Source organism: Bradyrhizobium sp. JHI2711, from assembly GCF_056156565.1.
In genome coordinates this window covers 218,770-239,674 of the sequence record NZ_JBPZPT010000005.1, presented here as the reverse complement: position 1 = coordinate 239,674, position 20,905 = coordinate 218,770, and the positions used below count along the sequence as shown (strand labels likewise).

Sequence of the window (20,905 nt, the reverse complement as noted above, 5' to 3'; positions counted from 1 at the left end):
GTCCGCGACGCGTAACCCACCTAAACAGTGGTGGATTGCGCCTTCGGCTAATCCACCCTACGGCGCCGAACGCGCCGCTAAGGCGCAATCAGCAACCGGCTTTCGCGATCCCACCGCCACAGCCGTTCATTGGTGAGCAGCGTGCCGCCCCACCAACGTCGAATCGGATTGTGGCGACGGAAATCTTCGCGGCCTTCCAGAACCGCTTTGCCAAATTCGGTCAGCGACAACCGGCTCCGACGATAGGCGGCGTTGCGACCTCGCGCATCGTGCGGGGCGAGCGTCGCGAGTTTCGGATCGAGACCTGCGACCGCCGGCATCGGGCCCGACGCAAGCCCTTCGAGCAACGGACCCAGCTCCCACTGGTCGAACACGCGCGTTTCGAGCAGCCCGCCCGGCTGAAACAGTTCTTTTGTACGGTTGTGCCCCCTTGCAATCAGCTCGATAAGCCGCGCCTCCGTCGCGCCCAATCCGGTGATTGGTGACGGCAGTTCAGCTAGCAACGCTTCCAGAGCCGGCTTCAGGAAAGGTAGCCTTGGTAAATCCCTTGTCAGCAACCCGAAGCAGAGTTCAGGCGTCGGCGCCCGATACGCCTCCCAGGCCATGTTGGCTATCTCGAAGTCGCACTCTGCGATCTCCGATTCCCGCACCGTACGATCGCGAAGTTGCGGGCCGTCCGCTTCGCGCAGATCGAAATTGACCCGTCGCAGTCTAAGACAATGGGTGATCGATGGATGGGACCGCAAATAGTCCAGGATCCAGATGAGTTGCAATTGACTGTTAGGCTCAGGGTCGAACCACAGCTCGATGAACTCGACGCCATAGGTCTCGCAAAACCAAACCAGGCCAGTCTCCTTGTGCGCGAGACCGGTCTGAGGCAACCGGCCAACAAGATCGGACCACCGCACCTCCGGATCGCCCCTGTAATAGCCTCCCGTAAGATAGTCCTCGAGGTGGTGCGACGTAGGCAACGGCCCCCAAACGAACCGAAAGATCAACGGGACGACCATGTCAGCACGACCGGCATAGGTGAGACCAACGCCGGACGAACTAGTCAGAATCACACGCTTCATCGTCGACGCGCCCTTGTTCACCGGCAGCATCAGGCCGGTACAATAGTCAAGCAGTGGCCTCATCCGCGCTGCCGGACCGATAACACTTCTCGCGGCGCGGCCGAGTGACTCAGTAAGACTAGTCCATCCTACGAAGCTGACCTAGGGCGCAACCAGCAATCGGCTTTCGCGATCCCACCGCCACAGCCGTTCGTTGGTCAACTCGGTCCCACCCCACCATCGTTTAATGGCATTGTGCCGCCACATATCGTCTTCGCGGGCGAGAAGTGAACGCCCGAGTTCAGTCAGCGTGAGCCTCCACTCACTCCTGCCGAAGTAACGATCCTCATTGTCGAACGCCGGATCGCCCAATAAGAGCGACGGCGCCGAATACGCCCCCAGCTCGAGCAAAGCGTCACGCGCGTCGTTTTCGCCGAATACATCGCGAAGCCATCTCGCGTGTTGGACGAGCCTTGGGTCGGTTTGCCCGTCGTTCACAGAATCCAGCAGATCCATTTCAGTTGCACCGAGTCCCGTCACGCTGTCCGGAAGCTCTTCGAGCACCGCGATTAGCGCCGATCGAAGTCTCGGCAGGAGCATCAGATCCGTCATGAGCAGATCGAAACAGGATTCTGGCGTTTCAGCCCGATAGGCCCGCCAGGCGCGGCTTGCCGTCACCAAATGGTTCTCGGTCACCTTGAAGGCCGGCAGCTTCCATTTTGCGACAGACTCCGGGGTATTGTTGGCAATAGTATCGTCCGCATGCACCAGGCTCAGCTTGCTCGTGATCTCCCTGTGAGGACGAATCAGGTCCAGCAGCCAGACGAGCACAAGTTGATCATTGGGCCGAGCATCCACCCATATTTCAATTGAGTCGAACTTCTCGCACAGCTCGAACAAACCAATATCGCGCGTGCCGAAGCCGTCGAGTGCACCGCGACAAACGTCATCGAGCCAATGATCGCCGGGATTGCGGTGCTTTTCCGATCGGCGCTCCAGCCCCCTCAAGAGTTGCTCGTCGGAAGGCAGTTCCCCCAAGACGAACCGCGGATAGAACCCGAGCGCGACGTTCGCAACGCCGGACTGGCGAAGTGTGTCCTCCGCACGATCGTTCGTTGCCAGGATCAAATGTGACACGATTGCCTCTCGAAATGATACAATACAAGAACACTCTGAGCGAAGAGTTACGCACTAATCAGGCGCGATGAGTGAGAGGGCCTCGGGGTCCCACTGCCACAGCCGGTCGTTGGTCAGATGGATGCCGCCCCACCAGCGATCGATTCGGTTATGGCGGCAAAAGTTTTCATCGCCGCCAAGCACCGCTTTGCCGAACGCGGTGAGCGACAAGCGGGATTGCTTGTACCGCTGGAGGCGGCTCGAATCGTCGTGCATCTCCAGGGAAAACGGGCCTTCGTCCAGTCCAGCGACCGCTGCCCTCTCGCATCGTGCTAGTCCATCAAGCAGGGCGCCAACTTCCCAGTAATCGAAGACGCGACGCTCGTTGGGCTTCTGATATCCCGGGAACACATCAAAGGACTGCACCTCGCCCGGCGCGATCAATTCCAGAATCCGCGTTTCCGTGGCCCCAAGGCCGCTGGTCACGTTGGGAAGCTCTTCGAGCAGATCAACGACGCAACGCTCGAGCTGCGGAAGCAGGCGCAAATCCGTTTCGAGGAGATCGAACCAGGCCTGCGGCGTCGGCGCACGGTAAGCTCGCCAGGCGCGACCAGCCAGTTCAAGGTGATCTTTCGTGAGCTTGACAATCGGTGGGTTCAGCTTCGCCAGTTGCGTTGGCGCGACATCGCCTACGGCAAGGTCCAGGTGACGTATCGCGAGCTTGGACAATGCCGCTTCCTCGATGCCGCAATGGTCGAGTAGCCAGAGCAGAAGTAATTGTGCGTTCGGCTCTGGCCCCATCCATAGTTCGGCCGAGCCACATTCGGACAACAGATCAATCAGTCCGCGCCCCTTCACCCCAGACCTTTCCAGGCGCCAAACCGGCGTGTCGTCGAGCCAGTGCAGGCCGTTCGGCTGAGCCACGCGCGGGGAGAAGAATGCCTGGCATTCCGTTTGCGTGGGCGGCGGTCCCCAGACCAAGCGACGCTCGATCGCAAGGACGAGGTCGGCAAGGCCGGCCCGCTGTATCGCGCCGGCGGCGGACGAATCTGTTGTCACAATGAGCCGCGTCACGTCAGCCTCTCAGGGCATCGTCAGGACAGGGCCGGAGCGCCACAGCCGATCGTTGGTCAGATGCGTGCCACCCCACCAACGATCGATCGGATTGTAACGGCTGAAGTCGTCATGGCCCGCCAGGACAGCCTTCCCGAACTCGGTCAGCGAAAGGCGGCTGCGCAGATAGACTTCATGCCGAGCCCTCAAATTCTTAGGGTCGATCGTGCGCAGTTCGTCGCCCAAGCCGGCCACGGCCGGCCTCGGGCCGAGCGCTAGCCCCTCAAGCAACGAGCCCAACTCAAATTCTCCGAACACATAGGTACGCCGCTGCGAGCGCAGGTGAAACAACCCGTTCGTGTTGGCAAACCCTCTGGCAAGCATCTCAAGCAATCGCGTCTCGGTCGCACCAAGCCCGGTCCTGGGTGACGGCAGTTCCGCCAGCAGATCGAGCAAAACCGGCCGCAGCATCAGCAAGGCACTCAGATCGCGGTGAAGCAAATCCATGCAAGCCTCAGGCGTCCGCGCGCGATAGGCCGACCACGCCAACTTGGCAGTCTCGAACTCCTCCGCAGCAACGTCCATAACAGGAATATGGGGCTCGCCCTTGGCGAAATCATAATCGGGACTGAAAAACAGATCGGAGTCCAGCAATCGCAGCCCGAGCTTCTGCGCTAGCGCAGGATAGCTGCTGAGGTGATCGAGCAACCAGACCAGTTGCAATTGGTCGCGCGGAGTCGCTCCGAACCAGAGTTCGATCTCGTCATACGGCTCGCAAAATTCGGCCAGCGACAATTTGCGGCCCTTGGCGCCGCGGGACCAGCGGACCCAATCCGACCAATGTTCGGCATGGCCTAGCTCTGCGGTTTGGGCAGCCAAATAAGCTGAGAGCTTTTCCGCCGGCGGGAGCGGCCCCCACTCAAATTGAAAATGGAAAGGTATGACGATCTCGGCCAACCCCGATCGACCGAGATCACTCCCGCCGCCCCAGCCAGTCAAGATCAGCCGCTTCATCGCACCACCTGATCAACGCGACGCAAAACGAAACGGGCACCGAAGACGTCGGCAACTCAACGTCCTCAGTGCCCGCTCCTCGCGAAAAATTTTCGCGTTAGGTCTTACTCGTCCGCCGGCTCCTCGCCGTCGGCGTCGCGCTCCGGCGTGCCGGCCAGAATCTGCTCGGCGATCAAACCGGAATTCTGGCGGATCGCGGTCTCGATCTTGGCGGTGATGTCGGGGTTGCCCTTGAGGAACGCTTTGGCGTTCTCGCGGCCCTGGCCGAGGCGCTGGCTGTCATAGGAGAACCAGGCGCCGGACTTCTCGACGATACCGGCCTTGACGCCGAGATCGAGGATCTCGCCCATCTTGGAGACGCCCTCGCCGTACATGATGTCGAACTCGACCTGCTTGAAGGGCGGGGCCAGCTTGTTCTTGACCACCTTGACGCGCGTGGTGTTGCCGACCACCTCGTCGCGCTCCTTGATCGCGCCGATGCGGCGGATGTCGAGGCGGACGGAGGCGTAGAATTTCAGCGCATTGCCGCCGGTGGTGGTTTCCGGCGAGCCGTACATCACACCGATCTTCATGCGGATCTGGTTGATGAAGATCACCATGGTGTTGGACTTGTTGATGGAGGCCGTCAGCTTGCGCAGCGCCTGGCTCATCAACCGCGCTTGAAGTCCCGGCAGCGCATCGCCCATCTCGCCTTCGAGCTCGGCCTTCGGCACCAGCGCCGCCACCGAATCGACCACGAGAACGTCGACGGCGCCCGAGCGCACCAGGGTGTCGCAAATCTCCAGCGCCTGCTCGCCGGTGTCGGGCTGCGAGATCAGGAGCTCGTCGATGTTGACGCCGAGCTTGCGGGCATAGACCGGATCGAGCGCGTGCTCGGCGTCGATGAAGGCGCAGATGCCGCCCTTCTTCTGCGCTTCCGCCACCGTATGCAGCGCCAGCGTGGTCTTGCCCGAGGATTCCGGCCCGTAGATCTCGACGATGCGTCCCTTGGGCAGGCCGCCGATGCCGAGCGCGATATCGAGCCCGAGCGACCCGGAGGACACCGCCTCGATGTCCATGGAGCGGTCGTTCTTGCCGAGCTTCATCACCGAGCCCTTGCCGAACTGCCGCTCGATCTGGGAGAGCGCGGCGGCCAGAGCTTTACTCTTGTCCATGGAAGATCCTTCGACGATACGCAGGGCAGTTGCGGACATTGGGTCGTGCTCCTTATGGCGAGGATTCGCGTGAGGGACAAACGGTTGCGAGGCAGCTCGGCGATAAAAGCAATGTACCCCATTTGTTCTCAGTTCGCAATATGTTCTTTTGCGGGTTTTCCCCTTTGCCCTAATTTCCCTCAGCAGTGTCAAAGCGGCGGCCTGTCCTGAACACATTCCCAGCCGGTTAGCGTCAGGCGCTCGGTACCGCGGAAACAATTCGGCTTCGTCAACAAGACGAAAGCCAAACCCGATGCGATGGAAATCAAAATGGCCCAGCCAATCCGCTTCAAGGGGAGAATTCTCTAACTGTTCTAATCTGTCTCTGCGGGTGTCCTAATTAGGACAGCCCCAAGGGTTTTTGTCTTGCCGACTGGACCAGAAGACCACAGAGCTGTTCGAAACAGCTTCATGAACCATGGCTGCGCGTCCGCGTTGCCGCGGCATGCATCGCCTATGGTATTTCGTGGCCTTCCTCGCCGTCACCGCAACCTCATTCGGTGCCCTGGTGGCAAGTTCCTGGGATGACCGGAGGCCGCCTCGTCTGGCGGCCTCTTTCGGTTGATAAATCAACCTCTGACAAACCAGCCATGCTGGATCGTCACGCTCCCCGCTTTGCTCTGCGTGCACAACTGAACAGACGCGGATCCATTTCCGGATCCTAATGCATCATCACCGCGCGGACCCCGGCCACTATCGGTGATGAGAACGCTCACCTCGCGCTCCCGCCTCATCGCACGGAAAGAGCGCGCCATGTTCAAGCGACGACGTTTCAAGCAGCAACTGACCCTTCAGGACCGGCTGTCCGCATGGGTGAAGCAGATCCGCGAACAGGCCTCCAAGCTACCTCCCGGGCCGGAGCGAGACGCGCTGCTCAAGAAGGCCCGCCAGGCCGACGTTGCCAATCATCTCAACGATTGGGTCAAATCGCCGGGGCTGCAGCCGCCGAAATAAACCGGGCCTCCGTCGGGTTCCTGGAAGCGACCATGACCGGGATCAACGACGCGCGACTGGGGCGCCGTCATGTTTCCGTAATCCTGCGGCACCGAACCTTTTCGCGGTCTCCGGTTTTCTGTGGGGATGGGACCGCAACTTTTGGGGATCTCTAGTCATGACAAACAACGACACGCTGCACGATACGCCGAGGCGAAAGCCGATGCTGGAGGCGGCGCAGGAGGAGATGGTGAAGTTCGAGCGCAAGGAAAACGAGTTCCGCAAGAGGGACCGTGAAGAGCGCGCCGCCGAGCTCCATCTGCCGCTGAACGAGATCAAGGTTCATTAGGCACTGCCAGGACCGGCGTCCGGTGCCGGCCAGGCCGCCCGCGATGCGGCACTCCGCTCCGGTCCTTGGCCGGAACCTCCGATCGGCATCGCCGGTCGGGGCCCGCGACCGCGGATCCACCAGGTAGCTAAATACTACCCATAACCCATTGGCGAAGCGATGAAATCGCCAGGACCCCTACTGTGCATGGGGTTGTTTTGCCACTTTTGAGAGGCAAGGCGCGCCGGCGCCTTCGATAGGACGGCCCGGCACGTCAGTTCCGTCTGCAGCAGCGCCTGCTAGAGCACCGCCAGCAGAACCAGACCTATCACCAGCACGACGAAGCCAGCCGCCGTCGCGGCGGCGAATGACCGCTCTACGTTATCCATATGATGCCACCCCGTTTCCGGCGCGCCACGTTTCCCCCATGGCTGCGCCGAACGGATAAAATCTTGCCGACGGGTGTGTCCGCAGTGGTGCGGACGGATGTCGAAATTGGGACCGGTACGGGGCCAGTCTGCGGCCTCGCGCGCCTGCTTTCGTCAGCCAGCCGGCTAGCTCGCCCGGCTACCGGCCGGCGCGGGGCTCCTGCTCCTCCTGCGTCAGGCGCAGCGAGAAGGCGCGGATCGCGGGCGCCGCCAGCAGCACGACCGGCAGCATCGCGGCCCATGCGATCAGCCAGGACACCATCCAGTGCCGCACGAAGAGCATCGGGCTGCCGGCGGGAAAGCTGGCGATCCCCGCCGCGATCAGCGAGGTCAGCCCGGACTGGATGATGCCGAAGACGAAATGCGAGTAGCGGCGGGGAATGCCGAGCATGAGGCGCCCATGGTTGCTTGCCCGTGATCGGCAAGCAAGGCACATGCCGTCGAGCGGATCCGGCGCTTCGATTGGAACCGCGATGCGGGACCGCCGGATGCACCCCGGCCGGGCTCCAGGAACTTTGTTCATGGTCGGAGAACCACGGAGGCGCGGGCGACATTTTTCTTGCCTGCGGAATATTGCGACGACCAACATGTTTGCAGGCACAAGGGTGAATCGTGGGAGGTGACCATGAATCACAGGGGCGTCGAGTTCACCATCGCCAAGACGGCGATTCCCGGAGTCTGGCAGTGGCAGTTCCGCATCGGCGACCGGATCAAGACCGGCAAGACCGAGACCAGGATCGACCTGCTGGCGATCCGGCGCGTGCAGCTGCGCATCGACCGCGAGCTGAAGGCGATCGGGCGAAAGACGGCCTGAACCGTTTCGCCTTCTGCGTCATAGCGCGCGTCAGTCGGCGCTGGGCAGCCGACGCATGGTGAACTCGATATCGCCGCCGGGCAATTCGCGCCAGGTCTCGACCTCGCTCATATAGCCGGCCTTGGGGTAGCGGGCGAAGAAGGCCTGCGCCCGCTCCCGTGCCGCCGCCCGCGGCAGCGTGAAGGTCTCGCGCAGATAGCCATCGCCGGCGGACTGGCCGGGCTTGCCGGCCGCCTTGCGCCGGCGCGCCATCCGCTCGGCGAGATCCCGCGGACGATCGGCCATGTCCTGCCTTCCTCTGCGCACTACGTTACGGACAATGTAGGGCGCGGGCCGGATCAAGAGGAGTCCTTCCGAGGAGCATTGTGCCTCCCCGGAACGGGTCAGTTGGCGGCCGTCCCGCTCTTGGCCTTCTTCGGCGCACTGGTCGCGGCCGACGCCTTCGGCGCCGCCGGCTGCTTCGGCTGTTCGGCGCGCATGCCGCCCCAGGGATCGCTGGACGCCTTGGTATCCGGAATCTTCTTCAGCGTTTCCTTGTAGGCCTTCTCACGCTCGGCCTCGATGGCCTTCTCCTCCGGCGACTTGCTCGGGGCATCCTGCATCAAGTTGATGTTGGGCATTTGCGCGTAGGCAGGTCCCGCCAGCACGGCCAGCACCGCGGCCAAACGGAAAAGCTTCATCATCCACTCCTTAAGTCTTCCATGAGGCGCGGATCGCCCCGCGCCGTGTCATCCTCGTCAGCCCGGTCACGACCCGGTGGCAGCTAGTGCCGATCCGATCGGCATGATTTGGGCGCCTGCAGCCAATCGTCCCAGATCGGACCGCATTTGGTGCACCCGCTCAGCGCGAGACCGAGCAGGCCCATGCCAAAGACGAGGATACAGCGACGCAACATCATCCACCCCTACCCAAGCCAGGCATCATATCGGGCCAAGTCAGGCATTTTCAAGCCGAGGCGGCCGGCGCCAGACCGGGTGACTTTGCCTCGCGGATGCGCGCACAATGCGGTGAAACATCCGGCAACACAGGAGAGCGCGACAGCAATGCAAACGCAGCCAGAAGCCGAGTTCGGCCCCGCCGACGCCAGTCGCATCCTCGGCGAGGTCTTTGCGCCCTGGGTCCAGGATCTCAACCTCGCGGTCGAGCGCATCGAGCATGTACAGCCCGCGGACGACCCGGACTGGCAGCCCGGCGCGCTGCTGCGCATGCCGTTTTCGGAGCGGCTGTGCCGCAACGGCGGCGTGGTCTGCGGCCAGGCCCTGATGGCGCTCGCCGATACCGCGATGGTGATCGCGATCCTCGCGGCCAATCGCGGCTACCGTCCCATGACCACGGTCGATCAGACCACGCATTTCATGCGCGCGATCGCCGCGTCCGACGTGCTGGCGGATGCGCGCGTGGTGCGGCTCGGGCGCACCATGAGCTTTGGCCGCGTCACGCTGCTCTCGGCCGCCGACGGCAAGCCGGCCGCGATGGTGTCGAGCGCGTTCGCGATGCTGCCGGGGTGAACGCGCCCTGAAAACAAGAGAGCCGCGCGAAGCGCAAGGCTCGAGGCGGCTCTCGATGGAAATCGTGTCGGGACAGCAAGCGCGATCGCGCTTGCCGTCATTGCGCCGGCAATGTCACTTGCCGAGGATCTCGTCGGCCGCGGTGACGACGCTGACGGTCGGATTCTTTCCGCAATAGGCGCCGAACTTCTTGGCATTCTCGATGAAGACGTCGGTGTCGATGATCGCATTGTCCTCGTCGCCCTTGTACCAGCCGTCCATCCAGGTCAGCACGACGCCGATGTTGTCCTCGCCGCTCTCGAGGAACTGCTTGCAGGTCATGGTCGAGAGGTCCCACTTGACGGCGTGGGCGGGCATCGAGGCCAGCGAGAGCGCTGCGGCGAACAAAATCGAAAGCGAAGTCTTCATCAATATCTCCATCGGCGCGTCGCGCCATAAAGGAAAGGCACTTGGGTAGGCTCTTTGGGTAGGCTCTTTGGGCAGGTTCGTGGGAGCGGCTCGCCGCTCCAACGTCGTAAACAAAGTCTGAAACGCCGTGCAAGTAGCGCCAGTATTGAGTTTAGTTCAACGTAATTTCTATGCACTACTTCATACTCATCGGCAGGACTGATGCAGATGATTGAGAAGCGCACATCGCAACGTCACCGTGTTTTCAAGGGCGGAAAGATCACGTTCGAAAACAGCGGCATTCCTTGCACGGTGCGAAACATGTCGGCGGGCGGCGCGGCGATCGACCTCGACACTCCCGTCATGTTGCCGCAATCGGTCACGCTCTCGATCGCCTGTGACCATTTCGTACGGCATTGTCGCACAGTTTGGCGCAGCGACAAGCGCGTCGGCCTCGCTTTCGTGCAATAGCGGGCGCGATGTGAACGAAGGTTCGCATCGCGTGCACACCACCATCATGACTGGCTCGCAATCACGCGCGTAACACCCGCGAGCGATGATGAGCCCCGCAACGTCGATCGACTCGACGCGGTCATTGGGCGGGCACTGCGCCTGCGCTGAGGCGGCCCTCAGCGCCAGCACGGCGGCGTGATGACCAGAATCCGCATTACCGCAATCCCCCACCTCTGGGGTACAAGCCAGCCCCCAATCGCGGAATAGCGATGTCCGGGTTCCGGGACCTCAGCAAATCTTGATCGGCCTGGACTTCGTCCGATCGCATTCGTGCCTATCTGTCGGCCCGCAGGGGACCTTTCACGGATGTTGCGGATCATTGCTCATGCGGCGCTGCTCATTGGCGCGCTTGCGCTCGGTGCCTGCGGCTTTGCCGACAGCCGCGCACCGGTGCCGGAATTCATGCGCATGAAGGAGCCCGAGCAGCCGCCGGAAGCGCCGCCCGACGTCAAGCGCGTGGTGCGCGAGCAGATCGACGTCGTCTTTCTCGCAACGTCCTATCCGCGCGAGGTTCACGTCGCCCCGCCGCATCGTGAGCTGCGAGGACCGGGCTGGACCGCGTGCGTCCGCGCGCAGCTCACCTCGGCGACCGGTACGTCGCTCGGCGCCCAGACCTACATCGTGACGATCAACGACGGCAGGGTCGTGGACCGCCGGCGCGCCGACGCCGACGACATCTGCGGCACGGAGACTTACGAGCCGATCTAGGAACCCGCCCCTGACGACAGGTTCCGGGAAAAACCTGTAGATGACCCGGAACGATCACCGCCTCCCCTTCTTGTTACCGCCGAGGGCAGTTTCGAGGAGGACATGATGAGGACGTTGACTATTGCGCTGCTGGCAGGCGTGGGGGCCTTGGCCGCCGCCTCGGGGGCCAAGGCTTCCGATATCTATACGACCAGCGAATACACCAATCCGGATCTCGTGCAGCAGGTGCGACTCGTCTGCGACGAGGATGGTCGCTGCTATCGCACGCGCGGCGGGTCGCGCGTGATCGTGCGCGATTCCTACAATTACATGCCGCGCGACCGCTACTATGAGCGCCGGAGCTATCATCGCCACTACGATGACGGCCCGCGCGCCGGCGTCGGCATTCGCGCGCCCGGCGTCAGCGTCGGCGTCGGTAGCTGGTGAGCGATGAAGGCTTGATGGTCGGAGACCGGGCGAGACTATTCGCCCGGTCCCGTGACCTCAGGTTTCGAGTGGATCGGCCGGCGTGATGTAGCGCGTCGATGACGGCAGCTGAGCGATGAAGCGGGCGAGCACCATGCCGGCGCACATCGCCACGACAAAGATGACGGCGGAGAGCGAGCCAAATCCGAGCGCGGTCAGCGCCGGCCCCGGGCAAAAGCCTACCAGCCCCCAGCCGATGCCGAAGATCGCCGGACCTGCGACGATCCTGGGATCGATGTCTCGCCGCGTCGGCAAATAGAATCGATCAGCGAAGAATGGACGCGGAAGCTTGAGAACGCGGCTGAAGCCGACGAAGGTCACGGCCACCGCGCCCGCCATCACGAAGGCGAGGCTTGCATCCCATGTCCCTGCCTGAATGCCGGCGACGTCCAGGAAGTTCAGCACCTTTGCGGGGTTCGACATGCCGGAGACGATGAGGCCGAGGCCGAAGATCAGCCCAATCGCGAATTGAACCAGGATTGCCATCGCCGTCAGTTCCAGTGCCGCATCAAGAACACGGTCGCCATGCCGGCGGCCATGAAGGTGATGGTCGCAACCAGCGAGCGCACCGACAGCCGCGACAGGCCGCAAACGCCGTGGCCCGAGGTGCAGCCGCTGCCCCACACCGAACCGAAACCCGTGAGCAATCCGCCGATGATCAGGAGGGCCGGCCCCGCCGCGATCGTCTGCTCCGGCAGACCTCCGGTGACGAGCCGGACCAGCACGGGCGCAGCAGCAAGACCGGCGACGAAGGCAAGGCGCCCAGCGAGTTCGCTGTCCTCATAGGGCGGAAACAGCCGCGCCGCGATGCCGCTGACGCCGGCGATCCGACCCGTTGCCCACATCAGCAGAACGGCCGCGAGGCCAATCATCGCACCGCCAACGAGCGACGCGATCGGCGTAAAAGACGTCGTGACCATGACCTCTCCTGAGCGAGAGCGCCCTTGCGTAGGGCGCAAATACCATGGCCGCGCTATCCCAGCATCTCGGAAAGATGCGCGCATTGAGCTTGGTCAAACCAAAGCGGGACGGCCAAACGATATACTACAACATCGCGAGCCCGAAAGTCCGCGCAGTGCTGGAGATTCTTTGCCGGCTCTTCTGCGCCGGCAAGTCGGACTCTCGCCTTCGCAAAACGCGGGGAGCATGGGATGACCGACGACACCTTCATCGAGGGGCCTCTCTACGAGAAGCGGAAGAAGGTCTACCCGCAGTCGGTCAATGGCCCTTTCCGCCGCATCAAATGGGCGATCCTGTGCGTCACGCTCGGAACCTATTACCTGCTGCCGTTCGTGCGTTGGAATCGCGGACCCGGCCTGCCCGACCAGGCCGTGCTGATCGACTTCCCGCATCGGCGCTTCTATTTCTTCTTCATCGAGCTGTGGCCGCAGGAGGTCTATTATTTCACCGGTCTCCTCATCATCGCGGCGATGATTCTGTTCCTGATGAACGCGGTCGCGGGACGGCTGTGGTGCGGCTACATGTGCCCGCAGACGGTGTGGACCGACCTGTTCTACGCGGTCGAGCGTTGGGTCGAGGGCGACCGGCGCGAGCGCATGCAGGGCGACAAGCGCTACTGGACGTTCGACCATCTTCGCAAGGTCGCGCTCAAGCACTTCCTCTGGATCATGATCGCCTGGTGGACCGGCGGCGCCTGGGTGCTCTACTTTTCCGACGCGCCGACGCTGGTGAAGGAGCTCGCGACCTTCCAGGCCCCGTTCATCGCCTATCTCTGGATCGGCATCCTCACCGCTACGACCTATGTCTTTGCCGGTCACGCCCGCGAGCAGATGTGCATCTACATGTGCCCGTGGCCGCGGATCCAGGCAGCGCTGACCGACGAATGGGCGCTCAACGTCACCTATCGGCGTGACCGCGGCGAGCCGCGCATGTCGGTGAAGAAGGCGGATGCCGCGCGCGCCCATGGCGATCCCGCCGGCGATTGCGTCGACTGCCATCAGTGCATCAATGTCTGCCCCACCGGCATCGACATCCGCCACGGCATCCAGCTCGGCTGCATCCAGTGCGGCCTGTGCATCGACGCCTGCGACAACGTCATGCGCGACATCGGCCGGCCCCAGGGCCTGATCGGCTACGACACCGACATCAACATGCAGCGCCGACGCGAGGGCAAGCCGCCGATCTACCGCATCATCCGTCCGCGCACGCTGATCTATGCCGCGGCCATCGCCATTGTGGGCAGCATCATGCTGTACACTCTCGCCACTCGCGCGACGATGGACGTCAACGTACTGCACGAGCGCAATCCCCTCTTCGTCCAGCTTTCGGACGGCGGCGTGCGCAACGACTACACCGTGCGTATCCTCAACAAGAGTGCACAGCGCTCGTTTGCGCTCGAAGTCTCCGGTCTGCCGCGCGCGACCATTCGCGTCGCCGGCATCGAGGCGGAACCCGGCGGCAAGCCCATCATCGAGGTCGGGCAGGATCAGACCCGCGAGGTCAGGCTCTCGGTACAGGTCGGGCCCAGCGACCTGCCGAAGACCTCCCGCGACATCGAGATCACCATCACCGATACCGCCAGCGGCGGCCGCGCGAGCACCCGCGATCATTTCGTGCCGGGAGACTAGCCACGATTCCTCAGGGTCACCCCCGGCCCGATGCTGAATGGAATGTTAACACTACCGCTCGAATTGCGGCGGCGTGCCAACGGTATTTTCCAATCTTTGCGCTAAGCATGGCCGGTGGCACGGGCCCCGGCTCGTGTGAACGGGGACGACGGGACGTGGTCGACATCGCGCATCAGGCTGCGATCAATCCGGCATCGGCAAGGGATGCCGCGATGGCGCGCGCACCTGTCCCGCTTGCGGCCGTCGACACCGGCCAATGGCGCGCGCTGGCGCAGCGGGCGATCGAGCCGAACGGATATTACCTGCCCGCCTGGGAGCTCGCCGTCAGCGCAACTGCGCGCGGTCGCACGGATGCCTCGGCACTGTCCGCATTTGACGGCACTTCGGCCCGGCTGATCGGCCTGATGCCGGTGGTCTCACTCTGGCACGCCCTGAAGATCCCCCTGCCCGCCCTGGTGAGCGCGCATCCCTATGGCACGCTGTGCAGCCCGCTGCTCGACCGCGACGCTCCGCTCGAGGCCGCTGCGCGTCTGCTGCAGCAGGCGCGCGAGGCCGGCGCGCATGCGCTCGTGATGACCGACGTCGCGCTCGACGGCGCAGCGATGGCATCACTCAAGCAGGTGCTGAAGCGCGACCGCCTGAAGCCGAGAATCCTCAGCTCCTACATCCGCGCCAGCCTCGATGCGACGCAGGATGGAGACGCACTGTTGCGCGAGGCGCTCGGCGCCAAGAAGCTCAAGGAGCTGCGGCGCCAGCGCCACCGTCTCGAGGAGCACGGCTCCGTCGTGTTCGAGATCGCGCGCAGCTCCGACCAGATCGGACGTGCGCTCGAAACCTTCCTGCAGCTCGAAGCGAGCGGCTGGAAGGGCAAGCGGGGCACCGCGCTGGTTCAGCACGCGGGCGACGCAACCTTCATCCGCCGCGCAGTGCCCGCGCTGGCAGAGACCGCGCAGTGCGAGATCGTCACCCTTCGCGCCGGCGCGACGCCGGTCGCGGCCGGCATCGTGTTGCGCCATCAGGATCGCGCCTTCTTCTTCAAGCTTGGGATCGACGAGCGCTTTGCAAAATATTCGCCGGGCGTGCAGCTCACGCTCGACCTTACCCGCCATCTCTGCGCCGACCCCGCCGTCGCCAGCGCGGACTCGACGGCGAATGCCGATCACCCCATGATCAACCCGATCTGGCGCGGACGCCTCGCCATCGGCGATGTGCTGATCCCGCTGCGGCGGCACGACCCGGTCGTGGCGCTCATTCACGGCGCGCTGGTCGGCCTCAACGCCGCGCACGAGGCCGCGCGCGGCGTGGTTCGCCGGCTCCGAAAATAAAAAGCTACTCCGCCGCCTGCGCATTGATCTCCTCGGAGACCTGTCGGATGGCGCGGGCAAGCAGGTTCGGATCCTGCGCGCCGGAGACGGCGTACTTCTGCGCAAAGACGTAGGTCGGCACGCCGGAGATGCCCTTGTCGGCGGCTTCCTGCGCATCTGCCGAGACGCGCGCGACGTCCTCGTCGGTGGCGAGGCGCTTGCGCACGTCGTCGGCATCGAGGCCGATGTCGGCTGCCGCCTGCACCAGCACGTTCACATCGGTGAGATCGCCGCCGTCGCGGAAGTACAGCTCCATCAGGCGCTGCTTCATCTCAGGCGCCTTGCCGATCGCTTCCGCCCAGAGGATCAGGCGGTGGCAGTCGGTCGTGTTGGGCTGGCGCGCCACGAGCTCCGGCTTGTAGACGAGCCCCTCCTCGCTCGCGGCCGCGACGACGCGTCCCGCAATGCCCTTATAGGCTTCGACCGAGCCGAACTTCTGGGTGAGATAGGCCTCGCGGCTGATGCCCTCGCGCGGCACCCAGGGATTGAGGAAGAAGGGACGGAAATTGAGCTTGACCGGAACGTCAGGCACCAGCCCCAGCGCGCTCTCGATGCGATGCTTGCCGATATAGCACCAGGGGCAGACCACATCTGAGACGACGTCGATCTGGAGCGGTTTCAGCGTGCTCATGTCAGGCGCCTCCTTCGGGCACTTCGAGGGTCCGCCCGAACATAAGCCGAACCGGGGGCGGCGCAAGGCACCCGTCCTGCATGGCTCACGACTTCACCTCTGCGGTTATTGTTACCGGTTCTCCCCGCCCCGATACTTACGGCCACGATACTTACGGCCACAATCAAGCCCAAAGGGGAGACCGCGATGAGCGCCATTTTCAAGCCGGACGGCGAACTGTTCCGGGCCACCGAGCATGCCGGCGGGCCGTGGTCGCCGGACATGCTGCAGGGAAGCGCCACCACCGCGCTGATGACCCGTGAGGTCGAGCGCCTCGCCGCCAGATCCGGCTTTGCTGTGCGGCGCCTGACCTTCGATCTGTGGCGGCCGGCGGGCCTGCGCCTGTTCAGGGCGGTCAGCGAGCTGCTGCGCGACGGTCGCAAGGCCAAGACCCTGCAGGTGCGGCTGATGGACGGCGAGACCGAGATCGGCCGCTGCACGGCGCTGCTGACGGCGCCGAGCGGCGAGTCGCCCATCGATCCGTTCGCGAGGCCCACGCCCGTCGACAAGGGCCCCGAGGCCGGCAGCCCGCCGCCCGCCTTCGCGCAGAAATGGAGCCGTTATTTCCAGAACGTGTCGGTGCGGCTCATTGAGGGCGCGCTGGAGAAGCCGGGCCCGGCCGCGGCCTGGATGCGGCTCGATGCGCCGCTGGTCGAGGGCGAGCCGAACACGCCGCTGCTCCAGGCGGTGCAGGCGGCGGACTTCTCCAGCGGCGTCGCGCAGATCGTCGACATGCGCCAATGGACCTTCATCAACCCGGAGATCAGCCTCTATTTCTTCCGTCCGCCCGAGGGCGAATGGATCCTGATCCGCGCCGCGACGCGCGTCGGCGCCCATGGCGCGGGCCTCACCACGGCGACACTGAGTGACCGCAACGGGCCGTTCGCGGAGGTGATGCAGGCCATGAGCTTCGAGCGGCGCGAAGCCGTGCAGGCTCAAGCGTCCTGATCTGCAAGCGCGACCAAGGCGGCCTCGGAGGCGGCATCAACAGGCATGAACATCTCGACGCGAAGCTCCTGCAGCGTGACGTCCTGCGGGGTGCCGAGCGTCAGCACCGCACCGATCAAACCAACGCCGATATCGCCCTTGCGCAGGCGCACCTCGCAGAGCGGCCCCGGGGCCGCGTTGTCCTCGGTCGCCTCAGGCAGCTGCGGCAGCCGCATCAATTCGCGCCAGGTCGATTGCAGGGCCTCATCGAGCGGCGCGGCCATCGCCTCATGCCGCGCCCGTGCCAGCAGCGCGGCCGCAACAATCGGCCAGTTCTCGACGAACGGCTTGAGCTCGTCGGGAGCGAGGAACATGCGCATGTGGTTGAGCGGCCGCTGCATGCGTAGAGGGCCAAGCAGCATGGTCATCAGGCGCGAGGCGGCGCGATTGGCCTGCATCACGTTCCAGCGCCGGTCGGTGACGATTGCCGGGAACGGCTCGTGACGGAGAAGCAGAAGATCGATGGCACGCCGCGCCTCGGCAAGCTCCGGCGCCGACAGATCGCGCTCGCCATATTGCCGCGCGAAGCCGCCGGCCTCGAGCAGCGCATTGCGATCACGCAACGACAGATCGAGCGCCGACGCGAGCTGCAGCAGGATGTCCCGGCTTGCCGCCGCCTTCCCGGTCTCGACATAGCTCAGATGCTTGATCGAAATGCCGGCCTCGAACGCAAGCTCCGCCTGGCTCAACGCGCGGCGGCTGCGCCAGCCGCGCAGGAGATCACCGACGGGATTGGCCGGCCGCAATCGCCGGAACGCGCGTGTGTCCATGCGCCGATTATGCGAGTGCTGCTCCGTCCTGTAAACGGCGCTAGCGCAGCCCGGCCGCCATCTGCTTCAGCCGTTCGGCGGTGCGCTCGTCCGCCGGGAAGAACGTCTCCAGCGCCAGCTCCGACAGGGTGATGTCGACCGGCGTGCCGAACACCATGGTCGTGGAGAAGAAGCTGAGGATCTCCCCGCCATGCCGCAGCTTGAACGGGATCGCGACGTTGTCGGCTGGCAGCGGGGCCGAGCGCGCTGGAATCGGATAGCTCTTCAGATCATTGTAAAGCTTGATCAGCTCCGGATCCGCTGTCGCCTCGCACTGCCGGTGCAGCCGCTCCAGGAGATGCCCGCACCATTCCGCGAGATTGACCGTGCGCGGTGCCAGCGCCTCGGGATGGAAAGCCAGCCTCAGCACGTTGACGGGCTGGCCGAGCAGATGCTGCGGGATGCCGTCGAGCAGCGGCGCCACCATGCGGTTGGCGGAGACCAGGTTCCAGTGCCGGTCCACCGCGAGCGCCGGATTGGGCTCATGTGCTTTCAAGACGAGGTCGATCGCCGCACGGGCTGATTTCAAGGCGGGATCCTCCAGCGGGCGCTGCGGAAAGGCCGGAGCGAAACCGGCTGCGACCAGCAGCACGTTGCGTTCGCGCAAGGGCACGTCGAGCCGCTCGGCGAGCCTGAGCACCATGTCGCGCGAGGGCGCGGCGCGACCGGTCTCGACGAAGCTCAAATGCCGCGCCGAGATCTCGGCTTCGCCGGCGAGATCGAGCTGGCTCATGCGGCGGCGCTGCCGCCATTCGCGCAAATGGTCGCCGATATGGACCGGCTGGCTGCGTTCGGTACGTACGGTGGATGCATGTGCGTTCATGATCAAAAACTAGCACGCGAATTTAGGCGCTTCCATTACCACCGAGGTAATCGAAATGGGGGACGAGCCCGCGCATCTTTGGTCGCAACAGGAGATGACCATGATCGCGTTGCTGCTCTACCGGACCGTCGCAGACCACGTTTTGCCCTGGGCCATGGCGTTCGCAACGCGGATGCTGGCGCGCAGCCTCAACATGCCCGAGCCGCTGGTGCATTCGACCGGCGACTATGTCCTCGCGCAGGTCATCGCCTTCGAGCACGGCGTCGGCAGGAGCCTCTGCCCGTTCCGGCTCGCCCGTCTGCTCCGCGCCTGGTGGCGCGGTCGGCGCTAAAGTTCCACCCCAGCCCAACCAAGGAGACCCTGAGATGATCGATGCATCCACCTTCCTGCGCCGCGCCCTGTTCGCCGACGCCGTCTTCAGCGGCGTCGCCGCACTCGGCTTCACCTTCGGCGCGACCGCATTCGCAGCGCTGTTCAACCTGCCCGAAGCGCTGCTGCGCGAGACCGGTCTGTTCCTGATCGCCTACACCGCCTTGGTCGGCTGGCTCGCCTCGCGGGCCACGGTCGCGAAATCGCTGGTGCTACTGGTCGTGATCGGCAATGCCGCCTGGACCGTCGGCAGCATCGCGCTGCTGCTTTCGGGCGCGGTGTCGCCGAACCTCGCCGGTCAGCTCATGGTCGTCGCGCAAGCCATAGCCACCGGCGTGTTCGCCGAGCTGCAATATGTGGGCTTGAAGAAGAGCGGGCGCGCCGTGGCGGCGTGATCCTTGCGTGCCAGCTCCGCGGCGCAAACCGGGGAACGCGAAGGCTTCGTCATATGGGATCGTACCCGGATGCATGCATGACCTCGCGTTCTCGCGGCGGATTTCGCCCGAGCTTTGCTTCGTTGCTTGCGCCCTTCGGTTGCCGGAGGGCGCAGGGAAGGCCGGGCGCCGGCGGCACCCGAGTCCGTGTACAAGGACATGCACACGGGGTGGACCACAGGTGTTGCCGGTCGCCCGGCCTTCCCTGCGCGGATGGTTTTAACGGTGTCCTTCGTGCTCTCCTCGGGGAGCGTTGCACTATTGCCCCCGTCGCCTTGCGGCTTCTCTGATGCGCGCACCCGGTCGGGCCGCCGCATCACCGCAAGCCTTGACGCACAGACCCCGGGCGTCAGGACCACACGACTTCTCCGTCCGCGGACGATTTGGCCTCAGCGCCCGGGGCTTGGTGTGCGCACCCCAGACCATCGACCAAACCGCTGTGACCGCGCCGTGTCGTATGCGCATCGCCTGAGACTCACGGTTGCCCGCCCTGTCCTCAAGCCAATCGCGCCGGCGCTACCGCGTCCACCGCACCCCCGGCCCGCATCTCGTGACGATCGCGAAGCGCCCCTCTGGCAGGGCCGGGATAGGCAACACATGCCACAAATCCGAAATTCGGAAAAGCGATATATTTTCGCCGGACGAGATTGACAGACTTTGGGTATTTTGCCCGACGCCTCGCCGGTAGGCAGCGAGAACGGCGAGCTGCGCGGAAAAGCGATGGGTTCGCAAGACTCAACCCATCCAAAGGGCTAAATTCATTACCTAGTGGGGCTCAACTGGATCGTCAGAAAGACTAGAGGCATTCTCCCGCCGTTGGATCCACCGATCGTTCAAGCCGTTCGCGGAACGTTGCTTCTCGCTGCAAGAGTTCCTGCAACATCACCTTGAAAGCCAGGTACTCTGGCAGCTCACAAAAGCCCTTCGCGACTTCCTCTCGTGCCCACAGGCTCCGCACTCGATCATAGTCGGCGGCGATTTTGTCATTATCCAATTTTGCGTTTTCGTTGATGAACCTTTTCAAGGTCGCGCGGAATTCCTGATAAGTATGCTCACTCTTGCGATCGAGCGTGCCTTCACAAAGAACCATGGCCTCTCGGGCGGACGTCATAATCTCATAAACACACGTCAAACTCATTTCGCCGCCAATTGCCCCGGACGGCCATAGCGTGGTCATCGACAGGAACAAACATCCAACTCCTGCGCAGACATCTCGATATAGGATGCCAAAGCTTCGCATCGTCGTCTCACGGTCACGGTCGGGTACGGCAATAAATAAATCCCCGGTGCTCCAAATTCCAATCCAAAGTGGGTGGGATTATTCCGGTTGTTTCGCTTAATTGTGCCCG

Annotated in this window: 27 protein-coding genes and 1 pseudogene; 13 read left to right on the top strand and 15 right to left on the bottom strand. The window is 63.8% G+C overall.

From position 1 onward, the window contains the following. Positions 1-77: 77 nt before the first annotated feature. The 5 genes from ACTEK7_RS31775 to recA form a co-directional block, all read right to left on the bottom strand. Positions 78-1,136 (bottom strand): hypothetical protein, encoded by a 1,059-nt coding sequence (locus ACTEK7_RS31775; protein WP_345944097.1) that lies wholly within the window; start codon positions 1,134-1,136, stop codon positions 78-80. 78 nt (positions 1,137-1,214) lie between these two features. Continuing rightward, positions 1,215-2,189 (bottom strand): hypothetical protein, encoded by a 975-nt coding sequence (locus tag ACTEK7_RS31770; protein WP_036027867.1) that lies wholly within the window; start codon positions 2,187-2,189, stop codon positions 1,215-1,217. Positions 2,190-2,243: 54 nt separating this feature from the next. Next, the gene (locus tag ACTEK7_RS31765; RefSeq protein ID WP_225147580.1) at positions 2,244-3,242 is read right to left on the bottom strand and encodes a hypothetical protein; all 999 of its coding nucleotides are present in this window, start codon (positions 3,240-3,242) and stop codon (positions 2,244-2,246) included. A 9-nt stretch (positions 3,243-3,251) separates the two neighbouring features. Then, positions 3,252-4,235, bottom strand: a complete 984-nt coding sequence (locus ACTEK7_RS31760; RefSeq protein ID WP_036027870.1) for a hypothetical protein — start codon at positions 4,233-4,235, stop codon at positions 3,252-3,254. Positions 4,236-4,339: 104 nt separating this feature from the next. Next, complete coding sequence (gene recA, locus ACTEK7_RS31755) at positions 4,340-5,428, bottom strand: recombinase RecA (RefSeq protein ID WP_027577058.1); 1,089 nt, start codon at positions 5,426-5,428, stop codon at positions 4,340-4,342. A 753-nt stretch (positions 5,429-6,181) separates the two neighbouring features. Between recA and ACTEK7_RS31750 the strand changes: the two genes are divergently transcribed. Both ACTEK7_RS31750 and ACTEK7_RS31745 read left to right on the top strand, forming a co-directional pair. Continuing rightward, entirely contained in the window at positions 6,182-6,382 is a 201-nt protein-coding gene (locus tag ACTEK7_RS31750) for a hypothetical protein (protein WP_036013004.1), read from the top strand. 157 nt (positions 6,383-6,539) lie between these two features. Next, positions 6,540-6,710 (top strand): hypothetical protein, encoded by a 171-nt coding sequence (locus ACTEK7_RS31745; RefSeq protein WP_036012997.1) that lies wholly within the window; start codon positions 6,540-6,542, stop codon positions 6,708-6,710. 546 nt (positions 6,711-7,256) lie between these two features. Here ACTEK7_RS31745 and ACTEK7_RS31740 read toward each other — a convergent pair. Then, on the bottom strand, positions 7,257-7,508 hold the full coding sequence (locus ACTEK7_RS31740; RefSeq protein WP_109143204.1) for a DUF2798 domain-containing protein: 252 nt from the start codon (positions 7,506-7,508) through the stop codon (positions 7,257-7,259). 234 nt (positions 7,509-7,742) lie between these two features. On the opposite strand from ACTEK7_RS31740, the gene ACTEK7_RS31735 reads away from it, so the two are divergent. Then, positions 7,743-7,931, top strand: a complete 189-nt coding sequence (locus ACTEK7_RS31735) for a hypothetical protein (protein WP_225147581.1) — start codon at positions 7,743-7,745, stop codon at positions 7,929-7,931. Between the two features lie 30 nt (positions 7,932-7,961). Here the strand turns inward: ACTEK7_RS31735 and ACTEK7_RS31730 are convergent, their stop codons facing one another. Together ACTEK7_RS31730 and ACTEK7_RS31725 are read right to left on the bottom strand one after the other, a co-directional pair. Beyond that, on the bottom strand, positions 7,962-8,216 hold the full coding sequence (locus ACTEK7_RS31730; protein ID WP_036013009.1) for a hypothetical protein: 255 nt from the start codon (positions 8,214-8,216) through the stop codon (positions 7,962-7,964). 98 nt (positions 8,217-8,314) lie between these two features. Continuing rightward, positions 8,315-8,611, bottom strand: coding sequence for a hypothetical protein (locus ACTEK7_RS31725; protein ID WP_036013030.1), 297 nt, complete (start codon positions 8,609-8,611; stop codon positions 8,315-8,317). A 363-nt stretch (positions 8,612-8,974) separates the two neighbouring features. Between ACTEK7_RS31725 and ACTEK7_RS31720 the strand changes: the two genes are divergently transcribed. Continuing rightward, complete coding sequence (locus ACTEK7_RS31720) at positions 8,975-9,439, top strand: PaaI family thioesterase (protein ID WP_225147582.1); 465 nt, start codon at positions 8,975-8,977, stop codon at positions 9,437-9,439. 114 nt (positions 9,440-9,553) lie between these two features. Here ACTEK7_RS31720 and ACTEK7_RS31715 read toward each other — a convergent pair whose 3' ends face one another. Beyond that, positions 9,554-9,847 carry an HdeA family protein gene (locus tag ACTEK7_RS31715; protein WP_225128886.1) on the bottom strand — a complete coding sequence of 98 codons (294 nt, stop codon included), beginning with the start codon at positions 9,845-9,847 and terminating at the stop codon, positions 9,554-9,556. A gap of 201 nt (positions 9,848-10,048) precedes the next feature. On the opposite strand from ACTEK7_RS31715, the gene ACTEK7_RS31710 reads away from it, so the two are divergent. The 3 genes from ACTEK7_RS31710 (at position 10,049) to ACTEK7_RS31700 (ending at position 11,473) form a co-directional block, all read left to right on the top strand. After that, positions 10,049-10,297 carry a PilZ domain-containing protein gene (locus ACTEK7_RS31710; RefSeq protein WP_225147583.1) on the top strand — a complete coding sequence of 83 codons (249 nt, stop codon included), beginning with the start codon at positions 10,049-10,051 and terminating at the stop codon, positions 10,295-10,297. Between the two features lie 348 nt (positions 10,298-10,645). Beyond that, positions 10,646-11,047 (top strand): hypothetical protein, encoded by a 402-nt coding sequence (locus ACTEK7_RS31705; protein WP_036027875.1) that lies wholly within the window; start codon positions 10,646-10,648, stop codon positions 11,045-11,047. A 102-nt stretch (positions 11,048-11,149) separates the two neighbouring features. Beyond that, positions 11,150-11,473 carry a hypothetical protein gene (locus ACTEK7_RS31700; RefSeq protein ID WP_036013014.1) on the top strand — a complete coding sequence of 108 codons (324 nt, stop codon included), beginning with the start codon at positions 11,150-11,152 and terminating at the stop codon, positions 11,471-11,473. A 57-nt stretch (positions 11,474-11,530) separates the two neighbouring features. Here ACTEK7_RS31700 and ACTEK7_RS31695 read toward each other — a convergent pair whose 3' ends face one another. Together ACTEK7_RS31695 and ACTEK7_RS31690 are read right to left on the bottom strand one after the other, a co-directional pair. Next, positions 11,531-11,998 carry a DUF6691 family protein gene (locus tag ACTEK7_RS31695; protein WP_036013015.1) on the bottom strand — a complete coding sequence of 156 codons (468 nt, stop codon included), beginning with the start codon at positions 11,996-11,998 and terminating at the stop codon, positions 11,531-11,533. Between the two features lie 5 nt (positions 11,999-12,003). After that, positions 12,004-12,432, bottom strand: coding sequence for a YeeE/YedE family protein (locus ACTEK7_RS31690; RefSeq protein ID WP_036013017.1), 429 nt, complete (start codon positions 12,430-12,432; stop codon positions 12,004-12,006). 47 nt (positions 12,433-12,479) lie between these two features. Between ACTEK7_RS31690 and ACTEK7_RS31685 the strand changes: the two are divergent. The 3 genes and pseudogenes from ACTEK7_RS31685 to ACTEK7_RS31675 form a co-directional block, all read left to right on the top strand. Beyond that, a pseudogene (locus ACTEK7_RS31685) lies at positions 12,480-12,620 on the top strand (ArsR/SmtB family transcription factor); the annotation flags it as partial. A gap of 43 nt (positions 12,621-12,663) precedes the next feature. Then, entirely contained in the window at positions 12,664-14,100 is a 1,437-nt protein-coding gene (gene ccoG / locus ACTEK7_RS31680; protein ID WP_225147584.1) for a cytochrome c oxidase accessory protein CcoG, read from the top strand. A 155-nt stretch (positions 14,101-14,255) separates the two neighbouring features. After that, on the top strand, positions 14,256-15,425 hold the full coding sequence (locus ACTEK7_RS31675) for a GNAT family N-acetyltransferase (RefSeq protein ID WP_225147585.1): 1,170 nt from the start codon (positions 14,256-14,258) through the stop codon (positions 15,423-15,425). 4 nt (positions 15,426-15,429) lie between these two features. Here the strand turns inward: ACTEK7_RS31675 and ACTEK7_RS31670 are convergent, their stop codons facing one another. After that, positions 15,430-16,095: a DsbA family oxidoreductase gene (locus tag ACTEK7_RS31670; protein ID WP_036027879.1), complete on the bottom strand. Its 666-nt coding sequence runs from the start codon at positions 16,093-16,095 to the stop codon at positions 15,430-15,432. 186 nt (positions 16,096-16,281) lie between these two features. On the opposite strand from ACTEK7_RS31670, the gene ACTEK7_RS31665 reads away from it, so the two are divergent. Then, positions 16,282-17,082 carry a thioesterase family protein gene (locus ACTEK7_RS31665; protein WP_225114246.1) on the top strand — a complete coding sequence of 267 codons (801 nt, stop codon included), beginning with the start codon at positions 16,282-16,284 and terminating at the stop codon, positions 17,080-17,082. On the opposite strand, the gene ACTEK7_RS31660 is transcribed toward ACTEK7_RS31665, so the two are convergent. Together ACTEK7_RS31660 and ACTEK7_RS31655 are read right to left on the bottom strand one after the other, a co-directional pair. After that, positions 17,070-17,891: a helix-turn-helix domain-containing protein gene (locus ACTEK7_RS31660; protein ID WP_225147586.1), complete on the bottom strand. Its 822-nt coding sequence runs from the start codon at positions 17,889-17,891 to the stop codon at positions 17,070-17,072. The genes ACTEK7_RS31665 and ACTEK7_RS31660 overlap by 13 nt on opposite strands. Positions 17,892-17,931: 40 nt before the next feature. Then, positions 17,932-18,753: a helix-turn-helix domain-containing protein gene (locus ACTEK7_RS31655; RefSeq protein WP_225124715.1), complete on the bottom strand. Its 822-nt coding sequence runs from the start codon at positions 18,751-18,753 to the stop codon at positions 17,932-17,934. 100 nt (positions 18,754-18,853) lie between these two features. Between ACTEK7_RS31655 and ACTEK7_RS31650 the strand changes: the two genes are divergently transcribed. Both ACTEK7_RS31650 and ACTEK7_RS31645 read left to right on the top strand, forming a co-directional pair. Beyond that, complete coding sequence (locus ACTEK7_RS31650) at positions 18,854-19,084, top strand: hypothetical protein (RefSeq protein WP_193374993.1); 231 nt, start codon at positions 18,854-18,856, stop codon at positions 19,082-19,084. Between the two features lie 34 nt (positions 19,085-19,118). Then, positions 19,119-19,517, top strand: coding sequence for a hypothetical protein (locus ACTEK7_RS31645; protein WP_036013040.1), 399 nt, complete (start codon positions 19,119-19,121; stop codon positions 19,515-19,517). 835 nt (positions 19,518-20,352) lie between these two features. Here ACTEK7_RS31645 and ACTEK7_RS31640 read toward each other — a convergent pair. Then, positions 20,353-20,745: a hypothetical protein gene (locus ACTEK7_RS31640; protein ID WP_225147587.1), complete on the bottom strand. Its 393-nt coding sequence runs from the start codon at positions 20,743-20,745 to the stop codon at positions 20,353-20,355. Between the last annotated feature and the right edge of the window lie 160 nt (positions 20,746-20,905).